The 26,387-nt window shown below is 59.2% G+C and carries 27 protein-coding genes, 1 tRNA gene and 1 pseudogene; 10 read left to right on the forward strand and 19 right to left on the reverse strand.

Annotated elements, in window-relative coordinates:
* The first annotated feature begins 77 nt into the window (after window positions 1–77).
* Entirely contained in the window at window positions 78–509 is a 432-nt protein-coding gene (locus JNB88_RS05385) for a DUF2155 domain-containing protein (protein ID WP_220354554.1), read from the forward strand.
* A 3-nt stretch (window positions 510–512) separates the two neighbouring features.
* On the opposite strand, the gene aat is transcribed toward JNB88_RS05385, so the two are convergent.
* The 5 genes from aat to JNB88_RS05410 form a co-directional block, all read right to left on the reverse strand.
* Complete coding sequence (gene aat / locus JNB88_RS05390; protein WP_220354555.1) at window positions 513–1,127, reverse strand: leucyl/phenylalanyl-tRNA--protein transferase; 615 nt, start codon at window positions 1,125–1,127, stop codon at window positions 513–515.
* Between the two features lie 6 nt (window positions 1,128–1,133).
* Complete coding sequence (accC, locus tag JNB88_RS05395; protein WP_037127442.1) at window positions 1,134–2,480, reverse strand: acetyl-CoA carboxylase biotin carboxylase subunit; 1,347 nt, start codon at window positions 2,478–2,480, stop codon at window positions 1,134–1,136.
* 10 nt (window positions 2,481–2,490) lie between these two features.
* The gene (accB, locus tag JNB88_RS05400) at window positions 2,491–2,967 is read right to left on the reverse strand and encodes an acetyl-CoA carboxylase biotin carboxyl carrier protein (protein ID WP_037127443.1); all 477 of its coding nucleotides are present in this window, start codon (window positions 2,965–2,967) and stop codon (window positions 2,491–2,493) included.
* Between the two features lie 22 nt (window positions 2,968–2,989).
* Window positions 2,990–3,427 carry a type II 3-dehydroquinate dehydratase gene (aroQ, locus tag JNB88_RS05405; RefSeq protein WP_220354556.1) on the reverse strand — a complete coding sequence of 146 codons (438 nt, stop codon included), beginning with the start codon at window positions 3,425–3,427 and terminating at the stop codon, window positions 2,990–2,992.
* A 144-nt stretch (window positions 3,428–3,571) separates the two neighbouring features.
* The gene (locus tag JNB88_RS05410; protein WP_220354557.1) at window positions 3,572–4,330 is read right to left on the reverse strand and encodes a DsbA family protein; all 759 of its coding nucleotides are present in this window, start codon (window positions 4,328–4,330) and stop codon (window positions 3,572–3,574) included.
* A gap of 209 nt (window positions 4,331–4,539) precedes the next feature.
* Here JNB88_RS05410 and JNB88_RS05415 point away from each other — a divergent pair, with 209 nt between their 5' ends.
* Window positions 4,540–5,697: a pyridoxal phosphate-dependent aminotransferase gene (locus JNB88_RS05415; RefSeq protein ID WP_220354558.1), complete on the forward strand. Its 1,158-nt coding sequence runs from the start codon at window positions 4,540–4,542 to the stop codon at window positions 5,695–5,697.
* Window positions 5,698–5,786: 89 nt separating this feature from the next.
* Here the strand turns inward: JNB88_RS05415 and JNB88_RS05420 are convergent, their stop codons facing one another.
* Window positions 5,787–6,794: a ketopantoate reductase family protein gene (locus JNB88_RS05420; RefSeq protein ID WP_220354559.1), complete on the reverse strand. Its 1,008-nt coding sequence runs from the start codon at window positions 6,792–6,794 to the stop codon at window positions 5,787–5,789.
* Window positions 6,795–6,882: 88 nt separating this feature from the next.
* On the reverse strand, window positions 6,883–7,098 hold the full coding sequence (locus JNB88_RS05425) for a hypothetical protein (RefSeq protein WP_220354560.1): 216 nt from the start codon (window positions 7,096–7,098) through the stop codon (window positions 6,883–6,885).
* A 195-nt stretch (window positions 7,099–7,293) separates the two neighbouring features.
* On the opposite strand from JNB88_RS05425, the gene ftsZ reads away from it, so the two are divergent.
* Together ftsZ and JNB88_RS05435 are read left to right on the forward strand one after the other, a co-directional pair.
* The gene (gene ftsZ / locus JNB88_RS05430; RefSeq protein ID WP_037127450.1) at window positions 7,294–8,322 is read left to right on the forward strand and encodes a cell division protein FtsZ; all 1,029 of its coding nucleotides are present in this window, start codon (window positions 7,294–7,296) and stop codon (window positions 8,320–8,322) included.
* 118 nt (window positions 8,323–8,440) lie between these two features.
* Window positions 8,441–8,644 (forward strand): hypothetical protein, encoded by a 204-nt coding sequence (locus tag JNB88_RS05435; RefSeq protein WP_220354561.1) that lies wholly within the window; start codon window positions 8,441–8,443, stop codon window positions 8,642–8,644.
* Window positions 8,645–8,869: 225 nt separating this feature from the next.
* Here the strand turns inward: JNB88_RS05435 and JNB88_RS05440 are convergent, their stop codons facing one another.
* Both JNB88_RS05440 and JNB88_RS33420 read right to left on the reverse strand, forming a co-directional pair.
* The gene (locus JNB88_RS05440) at window positions 8,870–9,196 is read right to left on the reverse strand and encodes a hypothetical protein (protein ID WP_037127454.1); all 327 of its coding nucleotides are present in this window, start codon (window positions 9,194–9,196) and stop codon (window positions 8,870–8,872) included.
* A 22-nt stretch (window positions 9,197–9,218) separates the two neighbouring features.
* Window positions 9,219–9,399, reverse strand: a pseudogene (locus JNB88_RS33420) (DUF2188 domain-containing protein); the annotation flags it as partial.
* 263 nt (window positions 9,400–9,662) lie between these two features.
* Between JNB88_RS33420 and JNB88_RS05445 the strand changes: the two are divergent.
* Complete coding sequence (locus tag JNB88_RS05445; RefSeq protein ID WP_220354562.1) at window positions 9,663–9,836, forward strand: hypothetical protein; 174 nt, start codon at window positions 9,663–9,665, stop codon at window positions 9,834–9,836.
* 11 nt (window positions 9,837–9,847) lie between these two features.
* Here the strand turns inward: JNB88_RS05445 and JNB88_RS05450 are convergent, their stop codons facing one another.
* From JNB88_RS05450 to JNB88_RS05480, 7 genes are all read right to left on the reverse strand, one after another.
* A complete protein-coding gene (locus JNB88_RS05450) occupies window positions 9,848–10,780 on the reverse strand; it encodes an MBL fold metallo-hydrolase (RefSeq protein WP_220354698.1) in 933 nt (310 codons plus the stop codon).
* 116 nt (window positions 10,781–10,896) lie between these two features.
* Window positions 10,897–11,727: an alpha/beta fold hydrolase gene (locus tag JNB88_RS05455; protein WP_220354563.1), complete on the reverse strand. Its 831-nt coding sequence runs from the start codon at window positions 11,725–11,727 to the stop codon at window positions 10,897–10,899.
* A 633-nt stretch (window positions 11,728–12,360) separates the two neighbouring features.
* Window positions 12,361–16,182 (reverse strand): vitamin B12-dependent ribonucleotide reductase, encoded by a 3,822-nt coding sequence (locus JNB88_RS05460; protein ID WP_220354699.1) that lies wholly within the window; start codon window positions 16,180–16,182, stop codon window positions 12,361–12,363.
* Window positions 16,183–16,773: 591 nt separating this feature from the next.
* The gene (locus tag JNB88_RS05465) at window positions 16,774–17,361 is read right to left on the reverse strand and encodes a hypothetical protein (RefSeq protein ID WP_220354564.1); all 588 of its coding nucleotides are present in this window, start codon (window positions 17,359–17,361) and stop codon (window positions 16,774–16,776) included.
* Window positions 17,362–17,558: 197 nt separating this feature from the next.
* A complete protein-coding gene (gene gpt, locus JNB88_RS05470; protein ID WP_037127465.1) occupies window positions 17,559–18,056 on the reverse strand; it encodes a xanthine phosphoribosyltransferase in 498 nt (165 codons plus the stop codon).
* Window positions 18,057–18,237: 181 nt separating this feature from the next.
* Window positions 18,238–19,080, reverse strand: coding sequence for a universal stress protein (locus JNB88_RS05475; protein ID WP_220354565.1), 843 nt, complete (start codon window positions 19,078–19,080; stop codon window positions 18,238–18,240).
* A 109-nt stretch (window positions 19,081–19,189) separates the two neighbouring features.
* Window positions 19,190–19,966, reverse strand: a complete 777-nt coding sequence (locus JNB88_RS05480; protein WP_037127469.1) for a competence/damage-inducible protein A — start codon at window positions 19,964–19,966, stop codon at window positions 19,190–19,192.
* A gap of 217 nt (window positions 19,967–20,183) precedes the next feature.
* Between JNB88_RS05480 and wrbA the strand changes: the two genes are divergently transcribed.
* Complete coding sequence (wrbA, locus tag JNB88_RS05485; RefSeq protein WP_037127471.1) at window positions 20,184–20,780, forward strand: NAD(P)H:quinone oxidoreductase type IV; 597 nt, start codon at window positions 20,184–20,186, stop codon at window positions 20,778–20,780.
* Window positions 20,781–21,109: 329 nt separating this feature from the next.
* Here the strand turns inward: wrbA and JNB88_RS05490 are convergent.
* Both JNB88_RS05490 and JNB88_RS05495 read right to left on the reverse strand, forming a co-directional pair.
* Window positions 21,110–21,195, reverse strand: a tRNA-Leu gene (locus JNB88_RS05490).
* A 29-nt stretch (window positions 21,196–21,224) separates the two neighbouring features.
* Window positions 21,225–21,617, reverse strand: a complete 393-nt coding sequence (locus tag JNB88_RS05495; RefSeq protein WP_220354566.1) for a VanZ family protein — start codon at window positions 21,615–21,617, stop codon at window positions 21,225–21,227.
* 176 nt (window positions 21,618–21,793) lie between these two features.
* Here JNB88_RS05495 and ilvA point away from each other — a divergent pair, with 176 nt between their 5' ends.
* The 3 genes from ilvA (at window position 21,794) to JNB88_RS05510 (ending at window position 24,898) form a co-directional block, all read left to right on the forward strand.
* The gene (gene ilvA, locus JNB88_RS05500) at window positions 21,794–23,044 is read left to right on the forward strand and encodes a threonine ammonia-lyase (protein WP_220354700.1); all 1,251 of its coding nucleotides are present in this window, start codon (window positions 21,794–21,796) and stop codon (window positions 23,042–23,044) included.
* 36 nt (window positions 23,045–23,080) lie between these two features.
* On the forward strand, window positions 23,081–23,407 hold the full coding sequence (locus JNB88_RS05505) for an HlyU family transcriptional regulator (RefSeq protein ID WP_220354567.1): 327 nt from the start codon (window positions 23,081–23,083) through the stop codon (window positions 23,405–23,407).
* Between the two features lie 219 nt (window positions 23,408–23,626).
* The gene (locus JNB88_RS05510; protein ID WP_220354701.1) at window positions 23,627–24,898 is read left to right on the forward strand and encodes a GGDEF domain-containing protein; all 1,272 of its coding nucleotides are present in this window, start codon (window positions 23,627–23,629) and stop codon (window positions 24,896–24,898) included.
* 3 nt (window positions 24,899–24,901) lie between these two features.
* Here JNB88_RS05510 and JNB88_RS05515 read toward each other — a convergent pair whose 3' ends face one another.
* On the reverse strand, window positions 24,902–25,678 hold the full coding sequence (locus JNB88_RS05515; protein WP_037127478.1) for an SDR family NAD(P)-dependent oxidoreductase: 777 nt from the start codon (window positions 25,676–25,678) through the stop codon (window positions 24,902–24,904).
* Between the two features lie 104 nt (window positions 25,679–25,782).
* On the opposite strand from JNB88_RS05515, the gene JNB88_RS05520 reads away from it, so the two are divergent.
* Window positions 25,783–26,361, forward strand: coding sequence for a TetR/AcrR family transcriptional regulator (locus JNB88_RS05520; RefSeq protein ID WP_220354568.1), 579 nt, complete (start codon window positions 25,783–25,785; stop codon window positions 26,359–26,361).
* Window positions 26,362–26,387: the final 26 nt, after the last annotated feature.

Consider the following 26,387-nt stretch of genomic DNA (forward strand, 5'->3'; position numbering starts at 1 on the left):
CACAATTGACCATTACCCGCAGAATGGCCGCATCAATTGCGGCCTTCGATTTTAAGATGCTGTGGAGACGGGCAGACATGAAGCTTTTCACGCGGAACCAGCTCCTGCGTGCCGCCGGGCTTTCCCTGGTGCTTGGCTCGACCCTTCTCCCTCAGGCTGCCTCCGCTGCCCGCATCGAGAATTCGGTTGCCGTTTTCTCCGGTCTCGACAAAATCACCGGCCGCATTACGACCTTCGACGTCTATGTTAATGAGACCGTGCAGTTCGGCGCGCTGCAGGTTACTCCGAAGGCCTGCTACTCGCGTGACCAGGCCGAAGCGCAGAAAATCGACGGTTTTGTGGAAGTTGACGAGATCACGCTAGACCGCAAGATCCGCCGTATCTTCACGGGATGGATGTTTGCCGACAGCCCGGGTCTCAACGCCGTCGAGCATCCGATCTATGACGTCTGGCTGAAGGACTGCAAGCAGAACTCTGACGTTCCTGCGCCCGATAAGGCAGCCAACTAGGTCCTAGAATTCAAGGTGCGGCGATTCCATCGCTGCTGCAAGGAGATGGGCATACTCATCCTTCGGAACATCGACCGCTCCGAATGTCTTCAGGTGCTCGGTCGTGAACTGAGTATCCAGCAGGGTGAAGCCCTTGGCGCGCAGTCGCTCCACAAGATGAACGAGACAGATCTTCGAAGCGTCCGTCCGCCGCGAGAACATGCTTTCGCCGAAGAATGCCGAGCCGAGCGACACCCCGTATAGGCCGCCGACAAGCTCATCGCCGTCCCAGGCCTCGACTGTGTGGGCGTGTCCTATGCGATGCAGGGTGGAATACAGCGTTCTGATCGTTTGATTGATCCACGTGCTCGGCCTGTCTCCGGTCTCTGCCGCACAGGCTGCAATGACCGCATCGAAATCGAAGTTGAAGCGGATGTCGAACGGCTTGCGCCGGATGGTCTTGGCGAGGCTTCTTGAAACGTGGAATTCATCGAGCGGGAGCACGCCGCGAAGATCAGGCTCGACCCAGAATATCTCCGGGTCGTCAGCCGACTCGGCCATTGGAAACAGGCCGATGGAGTAGGCGCGCAGGAGAATTTCCGGTGTTATGCCTGGAGACTTCCTGCGCGATCCTGCCATTCTCTGTTACGCCGGTTTCTTGGCCAGATAGTTTTCCAGCCAGTGGATGTCATATTCGCCGTTGGCGATGTCCTGATTGTCCACCAGATCCTGAAACAACGGAAGCGTGGTCTTGATGCCGTCGACGACAAATTCGTCGAGCGCACGGCGCAGACGCATCATGCATTCAACGCGCGTACGGCCGAATACGATGAGCTTGCCGATGAGGCTGTCGTAGTAGGGGGGGATCTTGTAGCCCTGATAGGCACCGCTATCGACGCGGACGCCGAGGCCTCCCGGTGCATGGAAGTGCGTGATCGTGCCTGGCGAAGGCACAAAGGTTCGTGCGTCCTCTGCATTGATGCGGCATTCGATGGCATGGCCGTGGAAGTTGATGTCTTCCTGCTTGACGGAAAGCCCACCGCCGGATGCGACGCGGATCTGCTCATGAACGAGGTCAATGCCGGTGATCGCTTCGGTGATCGGGTGCTCGACCTGCAGGCGGGTGTTCATTTCGATGAAATAGAACTCGCCGTTCTCGTACAGGAATTCGATGGTGCCGGCACCACGGTACTTCAGCTTCTTCATCGCGTCGGCGCAGACTTGGCCGATCTTCATGCGCTGTTCGACGTTGAGGGCAGGGGAGTTCGCTTCTTCCCATACCTTCTGGTGGCGACGCTGCAGCGAGCAGTCGCGTTCACCGAGATGGATTGCGTTGCCCTCGCCATCGCCGAACACCTGGATTTCGATGTGGCGCGGCTTGCCGAGATACTTTTCCATGTAGACGGCATCGTTGCCGAAAGCGGCTGCCGCTTCGGTACGGGCCGTCGACCACGCTTCGATCAGATCGTCAGCGCTCTTGGCGACCTTCATACCGCGTCCGCCGCCGCCGGCGGTGGCTTTGATCAGCACCGGATAGCCGATTTCGGCTGCGGTCCGCAGCGCGTCTTCCTCGGTCTTCACTTCGCCATCCGAGCCCGGAACGACGGGGATGCCGAGTTCCTGCGCCGTCGTCTTGGCGGTGATCTTGTCACCCATGATGCGGATGTGTTCCGCAGTCGGTCCGATGAAGGTGATGCCGTGCGCTTCGAGGATCTCCGCGAACTTGGCGTTTTCGGAGAGGAAGCCGTAACCCGGATGCACCGCATCGGCGCCGGTGATCTCGCAGGCGGCCACGATCTGATGAATGTTCAGATAGCTTTCGCGCGAGGGCGGAGGGCCAATGCAGACGCTTTCGTCGGCCAGGCGCACATGCATGGCATCGGCATCGGCGGTCGAGTGGACCACGACGCAGGGAATGCCGAGTTCCTTGCAGGCACGCAGAACGCGAAGCGCAATTTCCCCGCGATTGGCGATGAGGATTTTCGAGACCATGACGCTCGCCTTATTCGATGACGACGAGGGCTTGGCCGTATTCGACGGGGCTTCCGTCCTCGACGAGGATTTCGGTGACCTTGCCGGATTTCGGCGAAGGGATCTGGTTCATGGTCTTCATCGCTTCGATGATGATCAGCGTCTGGCCTTCCTTGACCGTGGCGCCGAGTTCGATGAAGGGACGCGCACCCGGAGCCGGCGCCATGTAGACCGTGCCGACCATCGGAGCGCTGACAGTGTTCGCAGGGTTACGCGCGGGAGCCGCAGGCGCTGCTGCGGCCGGCGCTGCTGCAGCGATCGGGGCCTGCGCGGCTGCAAATGCGGGCGCAGCCATCGGAGCCTGAATGTACTGGGTGTTGCCGGCGCGCGAAACGCGGATGCGCAGATCGTCCTGCTCGACTTCGATTTCCGTGAGATCCGTGTCGTTGAGGATGTTCGCGAGGTCGCGGATCAGCGCCTGGTCGATACCGTTTTTCTTCTCAGCCATGAGTGTTTGCCCTGTCTTCTTTTTATGCCGTAAGATTCTTCAGCGCCTGCAGCGCCAGAATATAGCTGTAAGGCCCGAAGCCGCAGATGACGCCCTTCACCGCTGGCGCAATCATCGACTTGTGGCGGAATTCTTCCCGCGCGTGAACGTTGGAGATATGGAGCTCTATCACCGGAATGGAAATAGCGCGAATTGCATCGTGGAGCGCGACCGACGTATGCGTGTAGGCGCCAGCGTTGATCGCAACGCCAACCGCCTTGTCGTTCGCCTCATGAAACCAGTCGACGAGCGTGCCTTCGTGATTGCTCTGGCGAAAATCGATGTCGAAGCCGAGCTCTCGCCCTGCGGTCTTGCAGTCTGCCTCGATATCCTGAAGCGTCTTGCCGCCATAGATGCCGGGCTCTCTTTTGCCGAGCATGTTGAGGTTGGGCCCGTTCAGGACGAAAATCGTTTGCGTCATCGAATGTTCCAATAGATGCGAGACGGCAACCTATAGACTCCCAGCCGGCCTAATGAAAGCCCTTTGGGAAGTGCAGCCCGAATCGCGCCATATTTGTCCACATGGCTGAAACACTTCGATTTTGGCGATTTGATGGGCGCCGTATCAGCAGCTTGTCTTGCCGCAGGCGCGCATGTTCTTGACCTTGGCCTCAAGGTCATCGAAACCAACCGCACCTTGAACAAGCTCATTGCCAATCACATAGGACGGCGTGCCGGTGATGCCTAGGCTCTGGGCAAGCTGATATGTCTCCTTAACGGAGGCATCGCTGGAGCTCTTTGCCATCTCCTCACGGATCTGCTTTTCGCTGACGCCAAGCGTCTCTGCGACTTCAATGGCGCTCGCTTCGTCGGCGCGGCCGTCGCTGCTGAGAAGCGCGATATGGAACTCGCTGTATTTCTGCGGCGCCAGCTTGCGGAATGCGTCGGAGACCTTGTGCGCAGCAACCGATTCCGGCCCAAGGATCGGGAATTCCTTGAGTACGAAGCGGACATTCTTGTCCTTTTCGAGCATGGTCTGCATGTCGGAAAGCGCGTGCCGGCAATAGCCGCAATTGTAGTCGAAGAACTCGACGATCGTAATGTCACCCTTGGGGTTGCCGATCGTCACGTCATACTTCGAATCGAAGATCGTCGACTTGTTGTCAGCAATGACTGCGTTGGCTTTGACGAGTCGCGCCTGCTCCTGCTTCTTCTGCAGGGCGTCCTGAACATCCAGCATGATCTCCGGATTTTCGATCAAGTACTGCTTGATGAACTCGCCGAACTCCTTCTTCTGCGCGTCATCAAGCGCCGCGGCCGGAGAGGCTGTCGCGACGGAGGCGGTCAGCGCTAGCGCCGTGAAGATTTTCGGAAGTATGGCCATTATATCCTCATCATCAGCAGTTTTAAGCTCGGTGTCGGCCGCCAGGTAACACTGCTCGGTTAACGGCGGCACTCCCATGTCGCCAAATTACGGTGCGCCCGGTCGTCTTCAAACAGGAATTTTCGTATCCGCTGTTGAATCGCGGGATTGTGATGATCGGATTATTGCGGCAATTGTCTGTCCGCAGTCAAAGTTAGAGAGAAGCGAACTTGTTTTCCATTTCCCAGCGCAGCGAAGTCGAACCGTTCCACGCCATGGACGTCCTGGCTGAGGCGACGAAGCGGCGAGCGAGCGGTCATCCCGTCATCTCGATGGCGGTCGGACAGCCATCTCACCCCGCACCGCGGGCAGCGTTGGATGCAGCGCAGGCGGCGCTTGTGCACGGCAAGATCGGCTACACGGACGCGCTTGGAACTGTGCGGCTGAGGAATGCGCTTGCCGGGCATTATCGCGACCGTCACGGGCTGGAAATCGATCCCACGCGTATCGCGATAACCACTGGTTCTTCGGCCGGCTTCAATCTCGCTTTTCTCTCGCTGTTCGATGCAGGTGACGCGGTTGCTATCGCCCGGCCGGGATATCCCGCCTACCGCAACATCCTTGGCGCGCTAGGGCTGAAGGTGATCGAGGTACCGGTAACGGCCGAGACGCATTTCACGTTGACGCCCGAGAGCCTTGAGGCTGCCCAAACGGCAAACAACGTGAGGCTGAAGGGCGTTCTCCTCGCGAGCCCCGCCAACCCGACAGGCACAGTGACAGGGCGCCAAGGCTTGAAGGTATTGGCAGACTATTGCGCGGCCAATTCGATCGCGTTCATTTCAGACGAGATCTATCACGGACTGACCTTTGCCGGAGAGGAGACGAGCGTTCTTGAATTGACCGACGAGGCGATCGTCATCAACTCCTTCTCCAAATACTATTGCATGACCGGCTGGCGCATCGGTTGGATGGTGCTGCCCGAGCGGCTGGTGCGCCCGATCGAGCGTGTTGCGCAAAGCCTCTACATCTCGCCCCCTGAACTCTCGCAGATCGCCGCGACGGCAGCGCTCGGCGCCGCAGCGGAACTCGATGTCTACAAGGCAAGCTACGCGGCAAACCGTGAGTTTTTGCTGAAGCGCCTGCCCGAGATCGGTCTGTCCATCGCCTCGCCGATGGATGGCGCCTTCTATGCCTATGTCGATGTTACTCGCTTTACCAACGACAGTATGTCGTTCGCCAAGCGGATGCTGGCGGAGATTAACGTCGCCGCGACGCCGGGCCTGGATTTCGACCCACAGGAAGGCCACCGGTCGATGCGCATGTCTTACGCCGGCTCGCAAGCGGAGATCGTCGAAGCGGTCGAGCGCATCGCGGGATGGCTGAAATAAGTCCACGTCGCAAGAGAAGCTTGCGGGGATTTTCTAAATCAACTTCTTAGCAGTTTTCCGGCGCTCGCAAGTCGCTCGACCTTGAGTACTTACTGCACCGGTCTGCAATTCTCCCGGTCAAGCTGTGAGACCAGCGACAGGATTGTTTCGGAAACCGGCGTCGGCGTTGCCGTTAGTCGACCCAGCGAAACCACCATTCCCACCAGCGGCGTGATTTCCAGCGACTTGCCTGCGAGAAGGTCCTGCAGCATCGACGTACGAACCGGCCCGATCTGCTGTGCCTGCTCGAGGCGCTGTTCGACCGACATGCCGACATTTGCGCCGAGTGCCTCTCCGACAGCCTTTACCTCCTTCATGACCTTGCCGATCTGATCGGTTATCGCTGCATCCGCCATGAGATCCGACATCAGTGAGCGCGTCAGCGCGCTGATCGGGTTAAAGGACGCGTTGCCCATCAGCTTGCTCCAGATGTCGTCGCGGATGCGGCTGGAGAGCTTCACGCCGATATCGGCGCGCTGCAGCAATGCTTCGATGCTTCGCAAGTCGGCACTGATCTCGCCGGAGGGCTCGCCGAGGATAAAATGGCCCTTGTTGCTGAGCTTGATTTCACCTGGCTTGCTGACTTCGGCACCCTGATGGGCGACGCATCCGATCACGCGCTGCGGGCCGACAAGGCGCCAAAGTCGACCACCCTCGTCGAGTTCGTCGAATTGCAGCTCTGCATGTCCACTGTCGCGATCGCGATGGAAATACCACCACGGAATTCCGTTCAGAATCATCAGGACACGTGTGCCATCCTTCAATAGATGGCCAATTCCTTCTGCTGCTGCGCCAAGCTGATGGCCCTTCAGTCCGGTGATGACGAGGTCCTGTGGGGGCAGTTCGCTCGGATCGTCCGTGGCTGCTACGGACACGTGGAGAGGAGCGGCGGCACCCGCTTCAACAAGGCGCAACCCATCGCTTCTGATCGCAGCGAGATGAGCGCCACGCGCCACGACGGAGACCTTGGCTTCTGCTCCGAGTGACGACGCAAGCTTGGTCGCAATGGCGCCGCCGAGTGCGCCGGCGCCAAAGATGCAGATGTTCTTGAAGGGCATACGATGATCTTTCCGCGATTGGTGGTCGCGCTGAACTTAGGTCATCCGTCCCTTAAGGCGAGTGATATTTTTGAAACCGGCCAGAGCGTTAATGACTGGAGCGCGGAACGAGCTCGTTGCGACGAAGCTCGTCGATTGCTGCGACCGCATCTTCCGCTGACCAACCCGCGCGGATTGCTGCGGCGATCATCCGGACCTCGGCCTCCTCTTCTATCTTTAAGAATAGCGGCTCCAGCGCCTCTTGGGCCGTAAGGATATGGTCGTTGGGAGGGGTAACTGACGGGCGGGTGGCGAGCGTAGGCATCTGCGCGGTACTCCTCTCTCTGGCAGGGGATGATTCCTAAAAATGCACGAGCGCAAAAAAGGTTCCGGATAAAGTTTCAAGAACGCTTCATCTTGTTCTTTCGCCCCGCCTCTGCCTTGTTGCGCGACTAGGCTGATGCACGATTCGGTTCCCGGTACGCGGCGGAGCCATGACAAACGCACGAAGGAGATTGCGATGACGAACGCCAAGAACGGGATTTCCGAAATGCGGCCCAGAATTACAGTAATTGGTGTCGGCGGCGGCGGTGGCAATGCCATCAACAACATGATTGCGGAAAATCTTGAAGGCGTCGATTTTATCGCGGCCAATACCGACGCGCAGGTGCTTGCGACATCTAAGGCATCGCGCCGTATCCAGCTTGGCGCACATGTGACCGAGGGACTGGGCGCCGGTTCACTGCCGGAAGTGGGGCGCGCGGCCGCCGAAGAATCCATCGATGAGATCATGGATCATCTGGCGGGCTCGCATATGTGCTTTGTCACGGCAGGCATGGGTGGGGGAACCGGTACGGGCGCGGCACCTGTTATTGCTCAGGCTGCCCGCAACGCCGGCATCCTGACGGTCGGCGTCGTGACGAAGCCCTTCACCTTCGAAGGCAATCGCCGCATGAAGATGGCCGATCTCGGCATCGAGGCGCTCCGCGAAGCAGCCGATACGGTGATCGTCATCCCGAACCAGAACCTCTTCCGTATCGCCGATGCAAAGACGACCTTCGCGGATGCCTTCATGACTGCAGACCGCGTGCTGTATGCCGGTGTCGGCTGCATCACCGATCTGATCGTCAAGGAAGGTCTCATCAACCTCGACTTCGCGGACGTGAAATCCGTCATGCGCGGCATGGGGCGGGCGATGATGGGGACGGGTGAAGCTTCGGGCGAGGGACGCGCGATGAAAGCGGCGGAGGCTGCGATCGCCAACCCGCTGCTTGACGATATCTCCATGAAGGGCGCGCGGGGCGTTCTTATTTCCATCTCGGGTGGGTCGGACATGACGCTTTTCGAGGTTGACGAGGCGGCCAGCCGTATTCGTGACGAAGTGCAGGACGAGGCGGACATCGTTGTCGGAGCGATCTTTGACCGCAACCTCGACGGCAAGTTCCGCGTTTCGGTCGTGGCAACGGGTCTTGACGGCGCAAGCGCCGGGACACAGCCTCGCCAAGGCGTGGCGCTCGGTCAGGACATGCAGACGCGTACACTGCAATAGGCTTCCGACAGTCTGCGCGTCCGCGAGATGCGCAGACTTACCGGATCTCAGCCGTTTCGATGTCGCCTTGTGCTTGCGAATGCCGTATTGCACAGTTGGTATCGTGAAGGAACATCGAATGGCGAAGATTGCCTACATTGTCGCTGGCCTGCTCATCCTAGTTGGGCTCGTTTGGATGGGGCAGGGCAGCGGTTACTTTCCCTATCCTGCCGAAAGCTTCATGATCGACCAGACACGCTGGATCTATTGGGGCGCACTGATGGCGGTCGCCGGGATCGTTGTGATTGTGGTGATGCGAAGAAGCCGGAATCGGCCCCGCTGAAGGCTGCGACTCCCAGCTGATCTGCGGCCCACCCGCCCGGTGGAGCGGTCATTGTACTCCAAGCCTAGCCCAGTATGGACGCTCTCACTCCCAGAGTCATATTGCCGATGTCTCTTGTCGGTGACTTTCGGGCGCCAGTTGCGGCTGCCTAGAACGCATTCGCCGGCGACAAGGCACTTGGATGAGCCTCCGCCGCCGGCGAACATTGAACTACGAAAAGATGGCTTAGGCTCTGCGCGAGCGAGATTCCGCCATATCAGGCCGTGTGCCATCAGGCGCGCGAAGGCCGAAGTGCTTGCTTGTGAACACCCATTCCACATTGCCGGGCTCGAAAGGGCGGCGGGGGTTTCTCAGCGCCATCCGGCGCTCGGAGAGGCTGCGCGGCAAGGTGTCGATCATATCATTGACGAAGGTTTCAAGGCTGTCTTTCCAGCGAGGCGAGATCGAAACATCGACGCCGCCAAAACGATGGAAGTCAGGATGTTTGCGGGAATAGCATGCGCCGAGCATCCACGCATGCTGCTGCTTCAGGAAGCGTTCTTTGATAGTCATTCCTAGTCTTTTTCCTTGGCGTATTGACGACATCAGCCTCGGGGCGGTCGCCTCCGTTCGACCGTTCCGTTGTCCAGCTGCCGTCTGCACGCTGATATGTAATGTCCGCATCCTGGCCACCGAGCTGTGTCGCTCTGCGGCGTGTTGGGCCGCTGCCAGTGCTTCTTCGCGAGTTGGGAAGTTTCCGACCAGACATCGTCCAGGCGGTCGGCCCAGGCGCCATCATGTTCGGCGACGTGCTAGGTAGTCGACATCGACCTTTGCTTCAAGACATTTTCGCAGGAATTTGCACGAAGGCGCTGCGCAGATTGAAAAGCTGAAACGCAGCTCGCCCAATGCTTGTTTCGATGCGGCCTGGCCTGTGTGAGGCTGGATTTCCAGTGCGGTGCGAGCTTGCGCTAAGGCGGAACGCTTCATAGGCTCGAAGCGTTGATGGATTCGTTCAACGCCTCTTAATAGGAAGCTCATGCGCGCTCAGTCGAAGCCGTTCATCGTCGAAGTCAAATCGTCCCGCCGTGCGGAGCGGCGTCAGTCCACTTCGATCTGGGGGAATCTCGATCTCTCAGCCGTAGCCGAGGAAATTGCGGAAGAGTTGCCGCAGCCGCCCTCCGCTGCCGAGGAAGTCGCAGACCAGCGGTAAGCTGCCCGACCCTACGCCGGGACAAACCGGTAGGAAGCATCCTTGCGTTCCGCATAGCCGACACCCGGATAGCTCCAGTGATAGCCGAGCAGCTTGAGCTTGTCGGCTGCGGCGCGATCGAGCAACATCTGACGGGTCTTCAGCGCGACCTCGGGCTCGGTGTCGAAGCCGAAATGCCAGGCGGGATGCTCGAAGAAGATCACGTCGTTGGTGCAGGCGTCGCCCGTGATCAGCAGGCCGTCGTCGCCTGCGAGTTCGACCGATATGTGGCCAGGTGTATGTCCGCGGGTTTGCACGATCCGCATGCCTGGAATGATCTCCTGTTCGGGCTGCACAAGCGTCATCCTGTCTTTCACGGCAAAGAGGTCTCGCTGTGCACCGCGTGCAAAATCATGAAGCGCGGATGGCATATGGGTCTCGTAGTCCTTGTCGGTCCAGAACGCCCATTCCGCCTCGCTGACGAAATACTGGGCGTTCGGATAAAGCACCTTTCCGTCGGCCGTTGTCGTCGCACCCGAGTGATCCGGGTGGGCGTGGGTGAAAACGACCTTGGTGATCGCCTCCGGCGCGATCCCGAGCGTTTGAAGGTTCGCCGCCAGCTTGCCGGCGCTTGCCTGGAAACGCGTGCCAGATCCGGTGTCGATAAGGATCAGGTCTTCGCCGTGGCGGATCAGCGGTATGTTGGCCTGAACGGGCGCATTGGCCGAACTGCCGCCGAGCCGCGGCATGATCGCCTTGCGCTCCTCGGCGGTCGCGTCGGGCAGCAGGACTTCCACCGGAAGCGTGAGGAAGCCGTCGCTGACGACGGTGATGTCGAATGCACCGTGCTGGAAGCGGGGGATGTCGGCCGCGACCGCATTGCGCGCGGCAAGCATCGCCGCTGCTGCGGCAGTCAGCTTCATGAGATCGCGTCGGGACAAGCCGGTCCGAATGTCATCTTGCATGGTCACTGGCGGTTCCTCTTGTGGTTGAGGTCGGATGCAAGGCAGGCAGGCCTGTAAAGCCTGCCTGCGCCGTGTCGGATGGACGCGCCGGAGCTGCAAGCGCCCCGGCCTGCGCCCTAGTCCAGGAAGAATTCCAGCAGATCGGCGTTGATCACGTCAGGATGCGTCGTGCACATGCCGTGCGGGAAGCCGGCATAGGTCTTCAGCGTTCCCTGTTTCAGGAGCTTTACGGAAAGCGGTGCCGAGTCGGCGTAGGGAACGATCTGGTCGTCGTCGCCGTGCATCACCAGCGTCGGCACCGATATCTGCTTCAGATCCTCGGTGAAATCGGTCTCGGAAAACGCCTTGATGCAATCGTAGTGGGCCTTTGCGCCGCCCATCATCCCCTGCCGCCACCAGTTCTCGATCACACCCTGGCTGACCTTGGCGCCGGGTCGGTTGAAGCCGTAGAACGGGCCTGCCGGTACATCGAGGAAGAACTGCGCGCGATTGGCGACAAGCGCGGCACGAAAGCCGTCGAAGACCTCGAGCGGCAGGCCGCCCGGGTTCTTGTCCGATTTGACCATGATGGGAGGCACGGCGCCGATCAATACCGCCTTGGCTACGCGGCCGGGCTTTGCCCGCGCGACATAGTGAGCAACTTCGCCGCCACCGGTTGAATGGCCGACATGGATCGCATTCTTGAGATCGAGAGCGTCGGTAAGGGCTGCGACGTCGGCCGCATAGGTGTCCATCTCGTTGCCCTGCCAGGTCTGGCTGGAGCGGCCATGGCCACGGCGGTCATGGGCGATCACCCGATAACCCTTGTCCAGAAAGAACATCATCTGCGCATCCCAGTCGTCGGCGCTGAGCGGCCAGCCGTGGTGGAAAACAATAGGCTGGGCGGTGGTCGGACCCCAATCCTTGTAGAAGATTTCGGTTCCGTCCGTGGTCTTGATGAATGGCATGATACATTCCCTCTTTCTGGATGTGATTGCTTTCATGGCGGTAAAGGCACGCGCGCATCCCTCCGGCGCTCCTATTCGGGAGCATCCGGCCAGAGCTGGCTCAGCGCGCTGTCGTACTACGTCATTCTCGTGACGGGGATTTAGCGGCGCTGCGAGCCAACGGTAATTTGACGCAAATCATCGAGAAGGGAAGAGGGCGTTTGGAGAATGGCGAGTGGAGAAGTGATGCTGTGCCGTATCCGACTGGGTGCAAAGGTTGCCGGTGGCGCGCGTCAGCTGCCGGTTGCGGCGAAAACCTCCGATTGAGAGCTATTGCGCGGGATCGTGCGCGCGGTTGCGCCCGGCGCTGTCAATGCAGTCGCTGCGGTTAGCGTAGCCCAGTGAAGATGCCCTACGATGCTACCGTTCTGGGCCGCGTGCCGCCAACGTCAGCAAAGAAAAGCTCTTTGGTATCGATGTCGCTCACTGTGCCCGCCTCGGATTGCCCATGCTCGAGAAACCTTGAACGTTACTCACACATGCAAAAAGAGCGGCCAAACGGCCGCTCTTTGACTTTTCTCTATGTGCGAGGCTGAGAAGGTGGACCGATCCCGGGACCGTCTTCCTCCTCCGTCCGTCGTCAAACATGAGCTATCAGCTGCAGCCGCTGGTCGCGCCACATGTGTCGCACTTCTCGCAGGTGCCGTTGCGGACCATCGTGAAGTTCTGGCACTCGGAGCACATGTTGCCCGTGTAGCCCTGCATGATGGAGCGAGCGCGGCGTTCGGCCTCGACCTTCTTGGCTTCCGTCTTGGCCGAAGCCGCGTCGGCGGCTGCCTTGTCGGAGAAGAGGGCGGTTGCCTGCTGCTGGGCCTCGGTCGTGACTTCTTCGAGCACTTCCTCGGCGATCTCTTCGGCCAGCTCCTTTGCCCGCTCCTCGTAGTCGCGCTTGAACGCGACGATTTCGGAGGAGGAGACGGCGAGCGTCGGTTCGATCTTGCGGGCCGCAGCACCCGCAAAGGACGTCACCGTGGCCCCCGATGAGGCACGCGCCGGCGCTGCCGTTGCGGCACCCTTCGGCTCGCCGCCAGCCTGACGTTCATTTCCCGTTACCAGCGTCGGTTTGTAGCCGCGAGTCCAGCCGGTCGAAACGAGGTTCGTCTTGCCTTCCTGGATGCCCTTGCCGAGGGCCGTGTTCGAGAAGTCGGACGTATCGACATGCGCCAGGTCGTGGCGGCCGAGGTAGGAGACGGCGAGTTCGCGGAACACGTAGTCGAGGATCGACGTCGCGTTCTTGATCGCGTCGTTGCCGATAACCATGCCCGCTGGTTCGAACTTGGTGAAGGTGAAGGCCTCCACATATTCTTCAAGCGGCACGCCGTACTGCAGACCGAGCGAGATGGCGATGGCGAAGTTGTTCATCATCGCACGGAAGGCGGCACCTTCCTTGTGCATGTCGATGAAGATCTCGCCGAGGCGGCCGTCACCGAATTCGCCGGTGCGCAGGTACACCTTGTGTCCGCCGACGGCGGCCTTCTGGGTGTAGCCCTGGCGGCGGTTCGGCAGCTTTTCGCGTTCGCGGGTGACGCGCTCGACCACACGCTCGATGATCTTTTCGGTGATGGTGACGGCCTGGGCGGCGACCGGCTGCTGCAGCAGATCTTCCAGCGCGTCCTCATCGTTCTCGTCTTCGATCAGCGAGGCGTTCAGCGGCTGCGACAGCTTGGAGCCGTCGCGATAGAGCGCATTTGCCTTCAGGCCGAGCTTCCAGGAGAGCATGTAGGCGCTCTTGCAATCGTCGACCGTCGCGTCGTTGGGCATGTTGATGGTCTTGGAGATCGCACCCGAGATGAACGGCTGGGCGGCGGCCATCATGCGGATGTGGCTGTCGACCGAGAGATAACGCTTGCCGATCTTGCCGCAGGGGTTGGCGCAATCGAAGACGGCGAGGTGCTCGTTCTTCAGGAACGGCGCGCCTTCCAGCGTCATCGCACCGCAGACGTGAACGTTGGCAGCCTCGATCTCCTTCTTCGAGAAGCCGATGTGCTCGAGCAGGTTGAAGCTCATGTCGCCGAGCTGTTCGTCGGTTACCTTCAGCGTCGTCTTCAGGAAGTCGGCGCCGAGCGTCCACTGGTTGAACACGAACTTGACGTCGAAGGCCGACTTCAGCGCAGCGTTGACGGCTTCCACTTTCTCGTCGGTAAAGCCCTTGGCCTTCAGCGAGCCGGGGTTGACGCCGGGAGCCTGGTTCAGGTTGCCGTGGCCGACAGCATAAGCTTCGATCTCGGCGATCTGGCTCTCGGAGTAGCCGAGCGTGCGCAGCGCTTCAGGAACGGCGCGATTGATGATCTTGAAGTAGCCACCACCGGCGAGCTTCTTGAATTTCACCAGTGCGAAGTCGGGCTCGATGCCGGTCGTGTCGCAGTCCATGACGAGACCGATCGTGCCGGTCGGCGCGATGACGGTTGCCTGGGCGTTGCGGTAGCCGTGCTTTTCGCCGAGCTCGAGCGCCTTGTCCCAGGCGCTCTTGGCGTGAGCCGCCAGATCCTGATCCGGATTCTCGGAGTGGATGAGCGCGACCGGGTTGATCGACAGTCCTTCATAGCCCGACGTCTCGCCGTAAGCGGCGCGGCGGTGATTGCGGATGACGCGCAGCATGTTCTCGCGGTTCGGCGCGAACATCGGGAACGGTCCGAGCTCGGAAGCGATTTCCGCCGAGGTGGCGTAGGAAATGCCGGTCATGATCGCGGTCAGCGAGCCTGCGATGGCGCGGGCTTCGTCGCTGTCATAGGGAATGCCCGACGACATCAAGAGGCCGCCGATATTGGCGTAGCCGAGACCGATCGTGCGGTATTCGTAGGAAAGTTCGGCAATCCGCTTCGACGGGAACTGCGCCATCATCACGGAGATTTCGAGAACGACGCTCCACAGGCGAACGGCATGTTCGTAGTCTGCGATGTTGATGCGCTTGGTGGCCGCATCCTTGAACTGCATGAGGTTCAGCGAGGCAAGGTTGCAGGCCGTGTCGTCGAGGAACATGTATTCCGAGCACGGGTTGGATGCACGGATCGGGCCGGCAGCCGGGCTTGTGTGCCAGTCGTTCATCGTCGTGTTGAAGTGCAGGCCCGGATCGGCCGAGGCCCATGCGGCGTAGGAGATCGATTCCCACAGGTCGCGCGCCTTCAAGGTCTTCATGACCTTGCCGTCCTTGCGGGCGGTCAGGTTCCAGTCGCCGTCGTTTTCGACTGCGCGCAGGAAGTCGTCCTTGATCGAGACCGAGTTGTTGGAGTTCTGGCCCGAAACCGTGAGGTAAGCTTCCGAATCCCAGTCGGTGTCGTAGGTCTTGAACTCGAGGTCCTTGTAACCCTGCTTGGCGAACTGGATGACGCGGCCGATATAGTTTTCCGGAACCTGGTCCTTCTTCGCAGCGCGGATTTCGCGCTTCAGGGCAGGGTTCTTGTTCGGATCGAAGCAATCGCCGTTATCGCCTTCGCAATTGACGCAGGCCTTCATGATTGCCTTGAGGTGCTTGGAGACAACCTTGGAGCCGGTGACGAGGGCAGCAACCTTCTGCTCTTCCTTCACCTTCCAGTTGATATATTCTTCAATATCCGGGTGATCGATATCGACAACCACCATCTTCGCCGCACGGCGGGTGGTGCCGCCGGACTTGATCGCGCCTGCTGCGCGGTCGCCGATCTTCAAGAAGCTCATCAGGCCGGAGGAACGACCGCCGCCGGAAAGCTTTTCGCCTTCGCCACGGAGGTAGGAAAAGTTGGAACCGGTGCCGGAGCCGTACTTGAAGAGGCGGGCTTCGCGGACCCACAGGTCCATGATGCCGCCTTCGTTGACGAGATCGTCTTCAACGGACTGGATGAAGCAGGCATGCGGCTGCGGATGCTCGTAAGCGGACTTCGACTTCACCAGCTTGCCGGTGAATGGGTCCACATAGAAGTGGCCCTGGCCGGGGCCGTCGATGCCGTAGGCCCAGTGCATGCCGGTGTTGAACCACTGCGGCGAGTTCGGGGCAACGCGCTGTGTGGCAAGCATGTAGGCAAGTTCGTCCTTGAAGGTGAGGGCGTCTTCCTCGGAGGAGAAATAGCCGCCCTTCCAGCCCCAGTAGGTCCAGGTGCCGGCGAGACGGTCGAAGACCTGGCGCGCATCGGTTTCGGAACCGTACTGCTGGTCCTTGGCAACATCCTTCAGGGCAGCGTCATCGGCAACCGAACGCCACAGGAAGGAAGGAACATCGTTTTCCTCGACCTGCTTCAGCTTGGCGGGGACGCCGGCCTTGCGGAAATACTTCTGCGCCAGAATGTCGGCCGCAACCTGGGAAAACTGCGCCGGAACGTCGATGTTCTCGAGGCGGAATACGATCGACCCATCTGGGTTCTTGATCTCGCTCGTCGCCTTGCGGAATTCGATGTCCGCGTAAGCGCTCTGTCCTGCCTTCGTGAAACGGCGTTCTATGCGCATTTCTCTAACCTCTAGCTTGCGCGCCCCGTCCCCGTTGACCAAGGCGCAAGTTTCCACCTCCGGCAGCGCCGTGAGGAGCGCAGCCAGTTCTCGTTTCCGTATCGTCACAGGAGTGTCATCCGGAGATGCTTGTCCTGTATCTTGTGGTGATGGTGACTGCAAACACTAAATATAGTATTAACAGCTTATTATCGCCAGCCCCCGATGTCACTTTTCGGAAGTAAAAAAATCGCGCACAAAGCCCCTCATGGCGGTCATCCATCATGGACGCAACACCCTGATTCTACGCTCGATTTTTGAAAAGAACCGGCCTCGTTAATTCCGGTCCAACTGCCGCAGCAACATCGGAACTCATTAAGTTTGAAACAGGCGATTCCGTCAAGGGGTTGTTTTTAATGAACCGTTCACCACAACATATTGTGGATCGCCCTGTGGAGAATGGGGAAAAGAAAGTCGCCCAAAGAATTCAATGGCTTGCGGGATTTGGCGGCTCCAGAGCGTAAAAAATCTAAGAAAAGTTGCGACCGTGTTGATTTGGTTGCAGCTTTTGCCGACCAAATGCGGCAGCCGATTCGTTGCGGGTAATTTCGATCACAATGCATCGATCGCGATCGTCACCGTCGCGATACCTATAGGCTTTGCGTTCTCATCCTTGATGACAAAACTCGCCTGTGTTTCCAGCAATTGTGTCTGCTCGTCGCGCTCGGCGCGGTCGATGAATATGTCGTCTGAGCTTTTAGCAAATGTTTTCAGGAACTTGTCTTCGTCACCTTGCCAATAGTCCGTGGTCATCGTCCCTTGGCCGACGTTAAGTCCATGACGATCGGTTACGAAGAATTCGAGAATGGCGCCCTGCGAATCATCCTGCTTGGTCTTGAGGTAGCGCGACACCGGTTTGTTGAGTAGCCGCCTGACCATCTCCCAGCCGCCGCTCTGCACCTCAGCGCGATATGTATTATCAAGGACCTGGATGTTCGCGTCGCTGATATTGCCGAACTTGGCGTTCTGATCCTCGATCGCCTTCCGGACGATCGGCATATTCACCATGGGTTTGACGATCGTCTCGACGTATTCCCGTACGACGGAAACATAGGCCGGCTCCGCCCAAACGGCTGTAGGCGAAAGACAGAGGCCGAGCCCGAAAGTCGCGACCGTCCCGACGTAGCCCCAACGCATCATATTCGTTCCAACGTCGCGCTGTGCGACTATGCCTCTAATGTGAGCCTTCACGCGGCGCCGTTGCCGCGCGAAACTCTTGCTTGGGAGAATACGGTTTGAGCGGCTAGCGCGATAGCTAAATCCGATGCGTTAGTTAAACAAAGATTGGCACAATTTAGGATTGTCAAATGCTCCGCCGCAATGCGCGGTGCCGACCCTTAGCCGCGGCCACCCTTGGAGATCGGTTCCTGATAGGTGAAGCCCATGTCCCAGGGGAAATAGATCCAGGTGTCCTGGCTCACTTCCGTGACAAAGGTGTCGATCGTCGGCACGCCCTGGGGCTTCGCGTAGACACAGGCAAAGTGCGCCTTGGGCAGGATCGAGCGAACTTCCGAGGCAGTCTTGCCGGTATCGGTCAGGTCGTCGACAACAAGAACGGATTCGCCGCCGTCGACGGTCAGTTCTGGCGCGATACCTTTCAGGAGCATCATTTCTCCCTGGTTCACATAGTCGTGGTAGGAGGCAACGCAAACCGTCTCGATGAGCCGGATGTTGAGCTCACGCGAGATGATGGCGGCCGGCACGAGGCCGCCGCGCGTAATGCAGACGATCGCCTTGAAATCGCGCTTCAAACCGGCGAGGCGCCAGGCGAGCGCGCGCGCGTCACGGTGGAACTGATCCCAGGAAACAGGAAAGGCTTTATCGGGAAGGGACATGGTTTGCTCCGCGGCATGGATGATGACACGCCGTTTACGGCGGCCGGACAAGACATTCCGCGATCGGCCAAACGCAAATCGCGCAGCCGAAACTGCGCGATAGGAGGACCGAGGCCGGAGCTCGTCATCGGTCGTCGCAATTAGCGGAATCCGGGGGTAAAACGCAAGCCCCCTGTGATTCTTATCGCGACAGCAGAGTCAATGCCGTCATCGATTGCAGCAGTGACTTCGTGGTGCCGCCAAAGATCATCTGCCAAAGACGTGAATGGGTGTAGGCGCCCATGACCAGCAAGTCGATGCTGCTGTCGGAGAGGCGATTTTCAATGACGGCCGACGCAGACTTATCAACGCTTTGCGCAGTCGCCAGGGTCACCTTGACACCATGGCGTGCCAGCGTGCCGGCGATTTCCGCGCCGGCCACCGCCGCAGACTGGAGCGCGTTGTCGACGGGATCGACCGAGAATACCTCGACCTCGTCAGCGGCTTGCAGGATCGGCAACGCATCGAAAGTCGCGCGGGCGGCCTCCCTTGAGCCGTTCCACGCAATGAGAACGCGCTTGATCGGCTTCTGTTGGCGCAGGACAAAGGGAATCATCATGACTGGACGACCGCTTTCGAAGAGAAAGTTGTCGATGTCGACGTGACTGTCCGACGGCTTTGATGGGTCGGCTTGTGACGCGATGAGCAAATCAGCGCTTCGGGCGCTTTCGATCAATGGCGCCGTACCGTAGCCGGTGGATGAGGCGAAGCTGCGCCATTCAAAGGAACCGCCTTCCGCTGCGGCTTTCCTTCTGAAGATGCGTTCGACTTCGACCGTTTCTGCATGCGCCATGTCCTGAAGGGCCTGAACGGCGACGGGATCTGGTATCTCCATCGGTGCCACCAGAGGCACCACGGCGACGGTTTCGGCATGAAGGCCGATTACGTGGGCATTGGTCTGCGCGGCAATAGCGAAAGCAAAATCGGCCACGGCCGTGGCGTTGTCGGCGGTGTCGAGAATGGCAAGTATCGTTTTGTAAGACATAAACAATTCTCCTTACGTGGATGAAATCCGCTAATCTTCAACGAGAATGCCTCGGCCGGGGTACCGGTTCCTTGATGCATATCAACGGCGAGCCGGACTGTTCTCCTTGTTAAGCCTCTGCCGAACGGTTTTCAGCGATCTCCTTTGCCTGTCGGATGGTTTCGATCATGGCGCGCACGTCAGTTCCTGCAGCGTCAACTGCGTCCTGGGAACGGCCGCGGATGACGATTTCGGTTGAGAATGCCTGACCGACATAGCGCGGGTACGAGCCGATGCTGGTATCCGGATGGCTCTTTTGGATCGCAGCCAGCGGTGTGCCGATGTCGCCCTCCCCATAGGGGCACGAAATGCCGAGCGACAGTACCCTTGTGCCGGTCCGCAGCGTTGGAATGACGGCGTCGACCATGGCCTGAAAAACCTGCGGGACGCCAGCCATGACGTGAACGTTGCCGATGACGAAGCCAGGGGCCGTCGAGACCGGATTAGGGATGTGATGCGCGCCTTTCGGCATCCGCGCCATCCTCTTTCTGGCATCGGTGAAGTCGAGCCCGCGGCGCGCATACATCTCGCCGAGGAGGCTCATGGCATCCGTGTCGTATTCGCAAGGCAGCCCGAACGCTGCGGATACCGCATCCGCCGTGATGTCATCGTGGGTCGGCCCGATACCTCCTGACGTGAAAACGTAATCGTACTTTGTGCGCAGGGCATTCAGCGCCTCGACGATCGCCTGCTCCTCATCGCCCACAATTCGAACTTCCTTGAGGTCGATGCCGCAAAGCGTCAGCATATCGGCAAGATGGCCGATGTTCTTATCCTTGGTGCGGCCGGATAGGAGTTCGTCGCCGATGGCAAGCATGGCGGCGGTGACAATTGTCTCATTGGTCATTGAAAGATTCCGAACATTGGTCCTCGACATAGGTAGCGTCCTTTGCCGACCTTGCAAACCGTATCGCTGCCGCTAGCTCGCACAAAGCAGCGGCCAGGTTTCGTCTATAGCCGTTGAACAGTGCGTTCTGCCGAGCGGGGCTATGTTCGCAAGATCACGCTGCTAATCTTCCGGCCGCTTAACGAATTCACCGCAATCCCCTGATGGAGATATGTAAATGGCTAAGGTACTCGTGCTCTATTATTCGGCTTATGGCCATATCGAAACCATGGCTTACGCCGTTGCTGAAGGCGCGAAATCGACTGGTGCCGAGGTCACCGTCAAGCGTGTTCCGGAACTCGTTCCACCTGAAGTCGCCAAGGCGTCGTACTACAAGATCGACCAGCAGGCACCCGTGGCCACCGTCGACGAACTCGCCGATTATGATGCGATCATCGTCGGTGCCGGCACGCGCTTCGGCACAGTTGCCTCACAGATGCGCAATTTCTGGGATCAGACGGGCGGCCTCTGGTTTAGCGGCAAGCTTGTCGGCAAGGTGGGCTCGGTGTTCACATCCTCGGCGACGCAGCACGGCGGGCAGGAATCCACCATTCTCGGCTTCATTCCTACCTTCCTGCATCAGGGCATGATCGTTGCCGGGCTTCCCTATGCTTTCCAGGGGCAGATGGGCGTGGATGAAATCAAGGGCGGATCGCCCTATGGCGCGTCTACGATTACGGACGGTGACGGTTCTCGTCAGCCTTCCGCGATCGAACTGGAAGCTGCCAAATATCAGGGTGCCCACGTCGCCAAGATCGCTGCGAAGCTCGGCTGATCGGTTTTCGTCAACACTAGGCGCGATCACACGGTCGCGCCTAGTGTGCATGACTAAAAGAAAGTCCCGTGCAGCTTTGCTGCGTAGAAAAGGAGCGGTATCCCGACAACCGCTATTGCGACCAGGAACGCCGTTCCCGCCCGGAATACTTTAAGACGTCGCGTCCTTGTGCCATCCCAATCGTAAACCATCGCCTTACTCCCACAAGACAAGCTTACAAACTATGCGCCGCCCCAACCGCGGTCCTTCTGGCGGGCGCATACAAGCACATTCGCAAGCGATGATAAAGGGAGGTTGCTCGTTGCCTTAGCATCGGCAGCGTGGTTCGATGGTGCGAGCGACGGGGATCGAACCCGTACAGCCTAAGGCCGAGGGATTTTAAGTCCCTTGCGTCTACCAGTTTCGCCACGCTCGCGCAGGTTCTCCTTCAACGACTGAGGCGATTCAGTCAAGAGCGAGGTCGACTTGTCGTGCTCGCGACGGGCTTGCCGCCGGCTTGGCCATGCGAATCTTGTTCAATAGGCAACCGGCAAGCACTCCCGCAGATGACCCGACGATCTTGACGGCAGCATCGTGCAGGCGCGCATGACGCGTCGGCGACAGATATTGCAGATACTCAATCGCCAATGGGCTCAGGATCAGGAGGACGGCGACTGCGAGCCAATGCCTGGGATAGGCGACCGCGAACATGAAGCCGACCAACGAATAGGCCAGTGCGCGGTCGAGGTTGACCGAGGTCATAGTATGTGGCCGTAGCCCGATCGGCGATACCGTGACAAAAACGATAGCCGCGAGAAGCAGCCAGGCAGCGGGCTTTGCAAATTTACTTGAGATCATCGGCGCGATTTAGCCTCATCGCCAGCAAATTGATAGCGCACAATTGCGTTATTAAACCGGCTCCAGAGGTGGGATAAAAATATGAGTTTTTAAGTAAAGAATAATGGCGGATATGGGCTTTTGCGCACCGCTCACTTGTGCGATAGCGAAAGCGAAACAGGAATGGACTGATGACCGTGACCAGACAGGATGTAGAGAGCGCCGAGGCGGCCTTACGAAACCTCTTTCCGGCAACGCCGCTGCAGTTAAACGAGCATCTGTCGGCGCGCTATGGTGCCGACATCTGGCTGAAGCGCGAAGATCTGTCACCGGTGCGCTCCTACAAGATTCGCGGCGCCTTCAACTTCTTTCGCAAGGCGATCGCCGAGGGGGCAGGCGGCAAGACGTTCGTATGCGCCTCGGCCGGCAATCATGCGCAGGGGTTCGCCTTTGTCTGCCGGCATTTTGGGGTGCCGGGCGTTGTCTTCATGCCGGTGACGACACCTCAGCAGAAAATCGACAAGACTCGCATGTTCGGCGCCGAGTTCATCACCATAAAGCTTACGGGCGACTTCTTCGATCAATGCTACCAGGCGGCGCGTGATCACGTCGAGGCGATCGATGGCGTCATGGTGCCGCCTTTCGATCACGTCGATATCATCGAGGGGCAGGCGACGGTTGCCGCGGAAATTCTGCAGCAGCTGCCCGATGGTACGATGCCCGATATGGTCGTCATGCCGGTCGGTGGCGGCGGGCTTGCGGCCGGGATCACCGGCTATCTCGACGGCGTCGTGCCGAAGTCCGGCTTTATCTTCACGGAGCCCGCCGGGGCACCGAGCCTGAAGCGAAGCATCGAGGCCGGCAGCGTTGTGACGCTCACAAAGGTAGACAACTTCGTCGACGGCGCGGCAGTAGCGAGGATCGGAGACCTCAACTTTGCCGCCCTGAAGGCATTCCCGACCGAACAGGTAATGCTGATGCCGGAGAACGCGATCTGCGTGACGATCGGCGAGATGCTGAATGTCGAAGGCGTCGTACTCGAGCCTGCGGGTGCCCTGTCGCTGACCGCGATCGCGGCGATGGATCCGGAAACGTTGAGAGGCAAGACTGTCGTAGCGGTCGTCTCCGGAGGCAATTTCGACTTCGAGCGCCTTCCTGACGTCAAGGAACGCGCAATGCGCTACGCCGGCCTGAAGAAGTATTTCATCGTGAGGATGCCGCAACGGCCGGGCGCATTGCGTGATTTCCTGAACCTGCTCGGCCCGGATGACGATATCGCCCGTTTCGAATATCTGAAAAAGACGGCTCGCAATTTCGGCTCCGTGCTGATCGGCATCGAAACCAAGGCGCCCGAGAATTTTGCCCAGCTTCTCGCGAACTTCGAGAACGCCGCGATCGGCTTCGAGGACATCTCTGAAAATGAGATCCTCGCGAACCTCATCATTTAGCTTTTCCGGCACGAGCCGGCGTGATAAAGGCGATCTATGGCTTCGATTTTCTCCAGCATTTTCTCAATGTTTTCAGGCGGCGGCAAGTCGGCTAGCGCTCCTGCGGGTGTCTCCTCGGAGCCGCAGCCTTATGGTGACTGCACCATCTATGCCGAGCCGCAGAAGGAAGGCGGTCAATACCGCCTTGCGGGCCGGATCGAGAAAACAGTCGATGGCGAAATTCTCGTCCGCAATTTCATCCGCGCTGACATGTTCAGTTCTTCCGATGATGCGATCGAGTGCACTGTGCGCAAGGCGCAGCAGATCATCGATCAGAACGGTCCGTCGCTTTTCAGCGATGGTGCAAAAGTTCGCCAGGTCTGATCCTCGCAAGGGGCCGCTGTTCGATTTCGTCTCGCGAGGCGGGGTGTCTGCTCACGCAATCTTAAAGGATTGCGGCGAATCTTGGCGTCCGCAGCCTTTTCAGGACCGCCTCGTGCCCGACGCTACCGCAGAACCGACAGCCATGTTTGCAGCCGCTGCATTTGTGTGCAGATGGAGGGTTTTCATCCCATCCGGCGTGGCGCACAATGAGCGGAGGGCCTGATGGAAGCCGTCAATCTGCTGTTGTTCGTCATTCAGGCGGTCGGATACTTCGCGCTGATGGTGACGCTGTTGCATTTCCGCCATCGGCTCGGTCTGGGCATGTTCCTCACCGCGCTTGGCGTGATGCACTTCATGGAAACCTATCTTGCGGCGGTATTCTATGTCGCGCTTCCGTTTGGCGTTGCGTCTCCAGGCTCGTCGGTGTTTTTCACCGGCAAGCTGATGATGATCCTGATGCTGTATCTGCAGGAGGATGCCGCTACCGTTCGCCAGCCGATCTATGGCTTGTTTCTGGGCAATATCCTGACAGTTGCCATAGCGTGGTTGCTACAGTTGCATACGCCCATCGATCTCCCCGGTGGGGACGGGGCAAACTTCGGCTTTCTCAAGGAGATGGGCTGGCTCATGGTCTGGGGCACAACGCTGCTCTATCTCGATTCCATCGGTATCATCCTGCTTTATGAGCGCTTGGGCCGCTATCTCAAGCGCAGGATCATCTTGCGCTTCATGATCTGCGGTTTCGTCCTCCTGACCTTCGATCAGATCGGGTTTTTCAGTGCGCTGCACTATTTCCTCGACATTCCGGCCTCCGCGTTTTGGGACGGATGGAAAGCGAAGATATTTGCTGTCTGCATCTATACGATGCTCTTTGCAGTCTACGAGATCTGGATACGTCGTGGAGGCGTTCCCGCCAGTGCGCGACCGGTCGGCGATGTCTTTAGCGATCTGACGTTCCGGGAGCGTTACAACGACCTGCTGAATCGTACCGGCAGGGACGTCCTGACAGGCGTTTACGATCGTGCGCGCATGGAGATGGATGCCCCGGTCATGGTCCGCGAAGCGCTGCGGCAAGGGCAGTTCGTTACCGTGATCATCCTTGATGCCGACCATTTCAAGGACGTCAACGATCGTTTTGGACATCTGCAAGGAGACGAGGTGTTGAAGGCGCTCACACTTCGGTTCGGCACCATTTTGCGATCGGCCGATCGTCTCTTCCGTTTTGGTGGCGAGGAATTTGTCGCGATCTGCCCGGCAACCGACCATGCAGAGGGAATGCGTCTTGCGGAACGCTTGCGCTGGACCATCGCGAACAGTGTCAAAACGCCGGATGGCAAGCCTGTTACCGTCAGCATCGGCGTGGCGACAGCCGATACCGACGGTGTGAGCTTCACGACAGTTTTGTCCGCCGCCGACGAGCGGCTCTATCAGGCAAAGAAAAGCGGGCGCAATTGCGTTGTCGGCAAGCCCGGGCTCGTGAAGGTAGGCTAGCAATCACGAGGCACGGAATATCTTGGCGCCTGACGGTGCGCTCGTAGCGCCGCCATCGACCACGATCTCGATCCCTGTGACATTGCTCGAATCGTTTGAGGCGAAATAAAGCGCTGCCTTGGCAATTTCCTCCGCCTCGCTCATTCGTCCGAGCGGGCTCATTCCGCCCAGGCGGGCCTCGAGGGCGGACATTGCATCTGCCGTTGATGCCATCGGTTGCCAGATCGGTGTTTTCGTGCCGCCCGGTGTCACCTGATTGACTCGAATGCCGCGAGGCGCAAGCTCGGACGCCATATTGCGCGTCATGGCCCGTACGGCACCCTTCGTAGCGGCATAGGCTGACCAGCCGGGTGCACCAAGCACCGCATGCACCGATCCGTTGAGAATGACAGAGCTGCCATCGTTGAGGTGCGGCAGGGCCGACTGCACCGTAAAGAAGACAGCGGTGAGGTTCGTGCTGATAATGGTATTAAACTGCTCCAACGACGTCGCGCCCAGCGGAGTGGCACCCCCGATCCCGGCATTTGCGAAGAGCACGTCAAACTTGCCGACTTTGCCGGCTGCTTCCGCAAATGCCCGTTCTGTCGCTGCGACGTCAGTCACGTCGAGCTTCAGCGTGAGTACCTCTCCGCCCAGAGCTCTTTCGGCGGCGGCGAGAGTCTCGGGATTGCGGCCGGTAATGATTACCTTGGCTCCCTCGTCAAGAAACACCTTGGCTGTTGCGAGGCCGATGCCGCTGTTTCCACCCGTGATGAGGGCGACCTTGTTCTGCAGGCGCATTGACTTACTCCTCTTGGAAATGAGCGATATCTGGATTATGATCTATATCCAGAAGGATTATGATTGTAATCCTAATGAGTCAACAGGTGTCGGGAGAAAATTTCATGGGCCACTCGCAGCTGGACAAGCGCAAGACGCATGAGAGGATCGTCGCAATTGCGTCGAAACGGTTGCGCGAAAAGGGGCTGGAAGGCGTGGGGGTCGCGGATCTGATGAAGGAAGCCGGACTGACGGTTGGTGGCTTTTATAAGCATTTCGCCTCCCGTGACGAACTGGTTGCGGAGGCGATGCAATCGGCGTTCGGCGCCTGGTCCGCAAAGGTTCGGTCGGAGGGGCGGGCTCCGGAGGACGTCCCGCTGCAGGAGTACGCGGAGACGTATCTGAGTGGGGAGCACCGGGACGATACGGCCGGTGGATGCCCGTTTGCCGCCCTCACGGCCGATATCGCGCGCGGCGGCGAGAAATGTCGGTCGATTGCGACCGATCAGATGAAGGCAAACATGCACAACATGCAGGCGCGGATGAATGCCGATGATGCATCGGAAGCCCGCCGCAAGGCGATTATCACATCCTGCCTGATGACGGGTGCGCTCGGCCTGGCGCGGATCTCGAACGACGAAGCTCTTGCGGACGAAATCCTTAGCACCGTAAGGGCCTTCGTCAACGACTTCGGCACAAAATGAAACGGCCGGTCAAAACCGGCCGTTTC

Source organism: Rhizobium cauense, assembly GCF_019511525.1.
GTDB lineage: Bacteria > Pseudomonadota > Alphaproteobacteria > Rhizobiales > Rhizobiaceae > Rhizobium > Rhizobium cauense.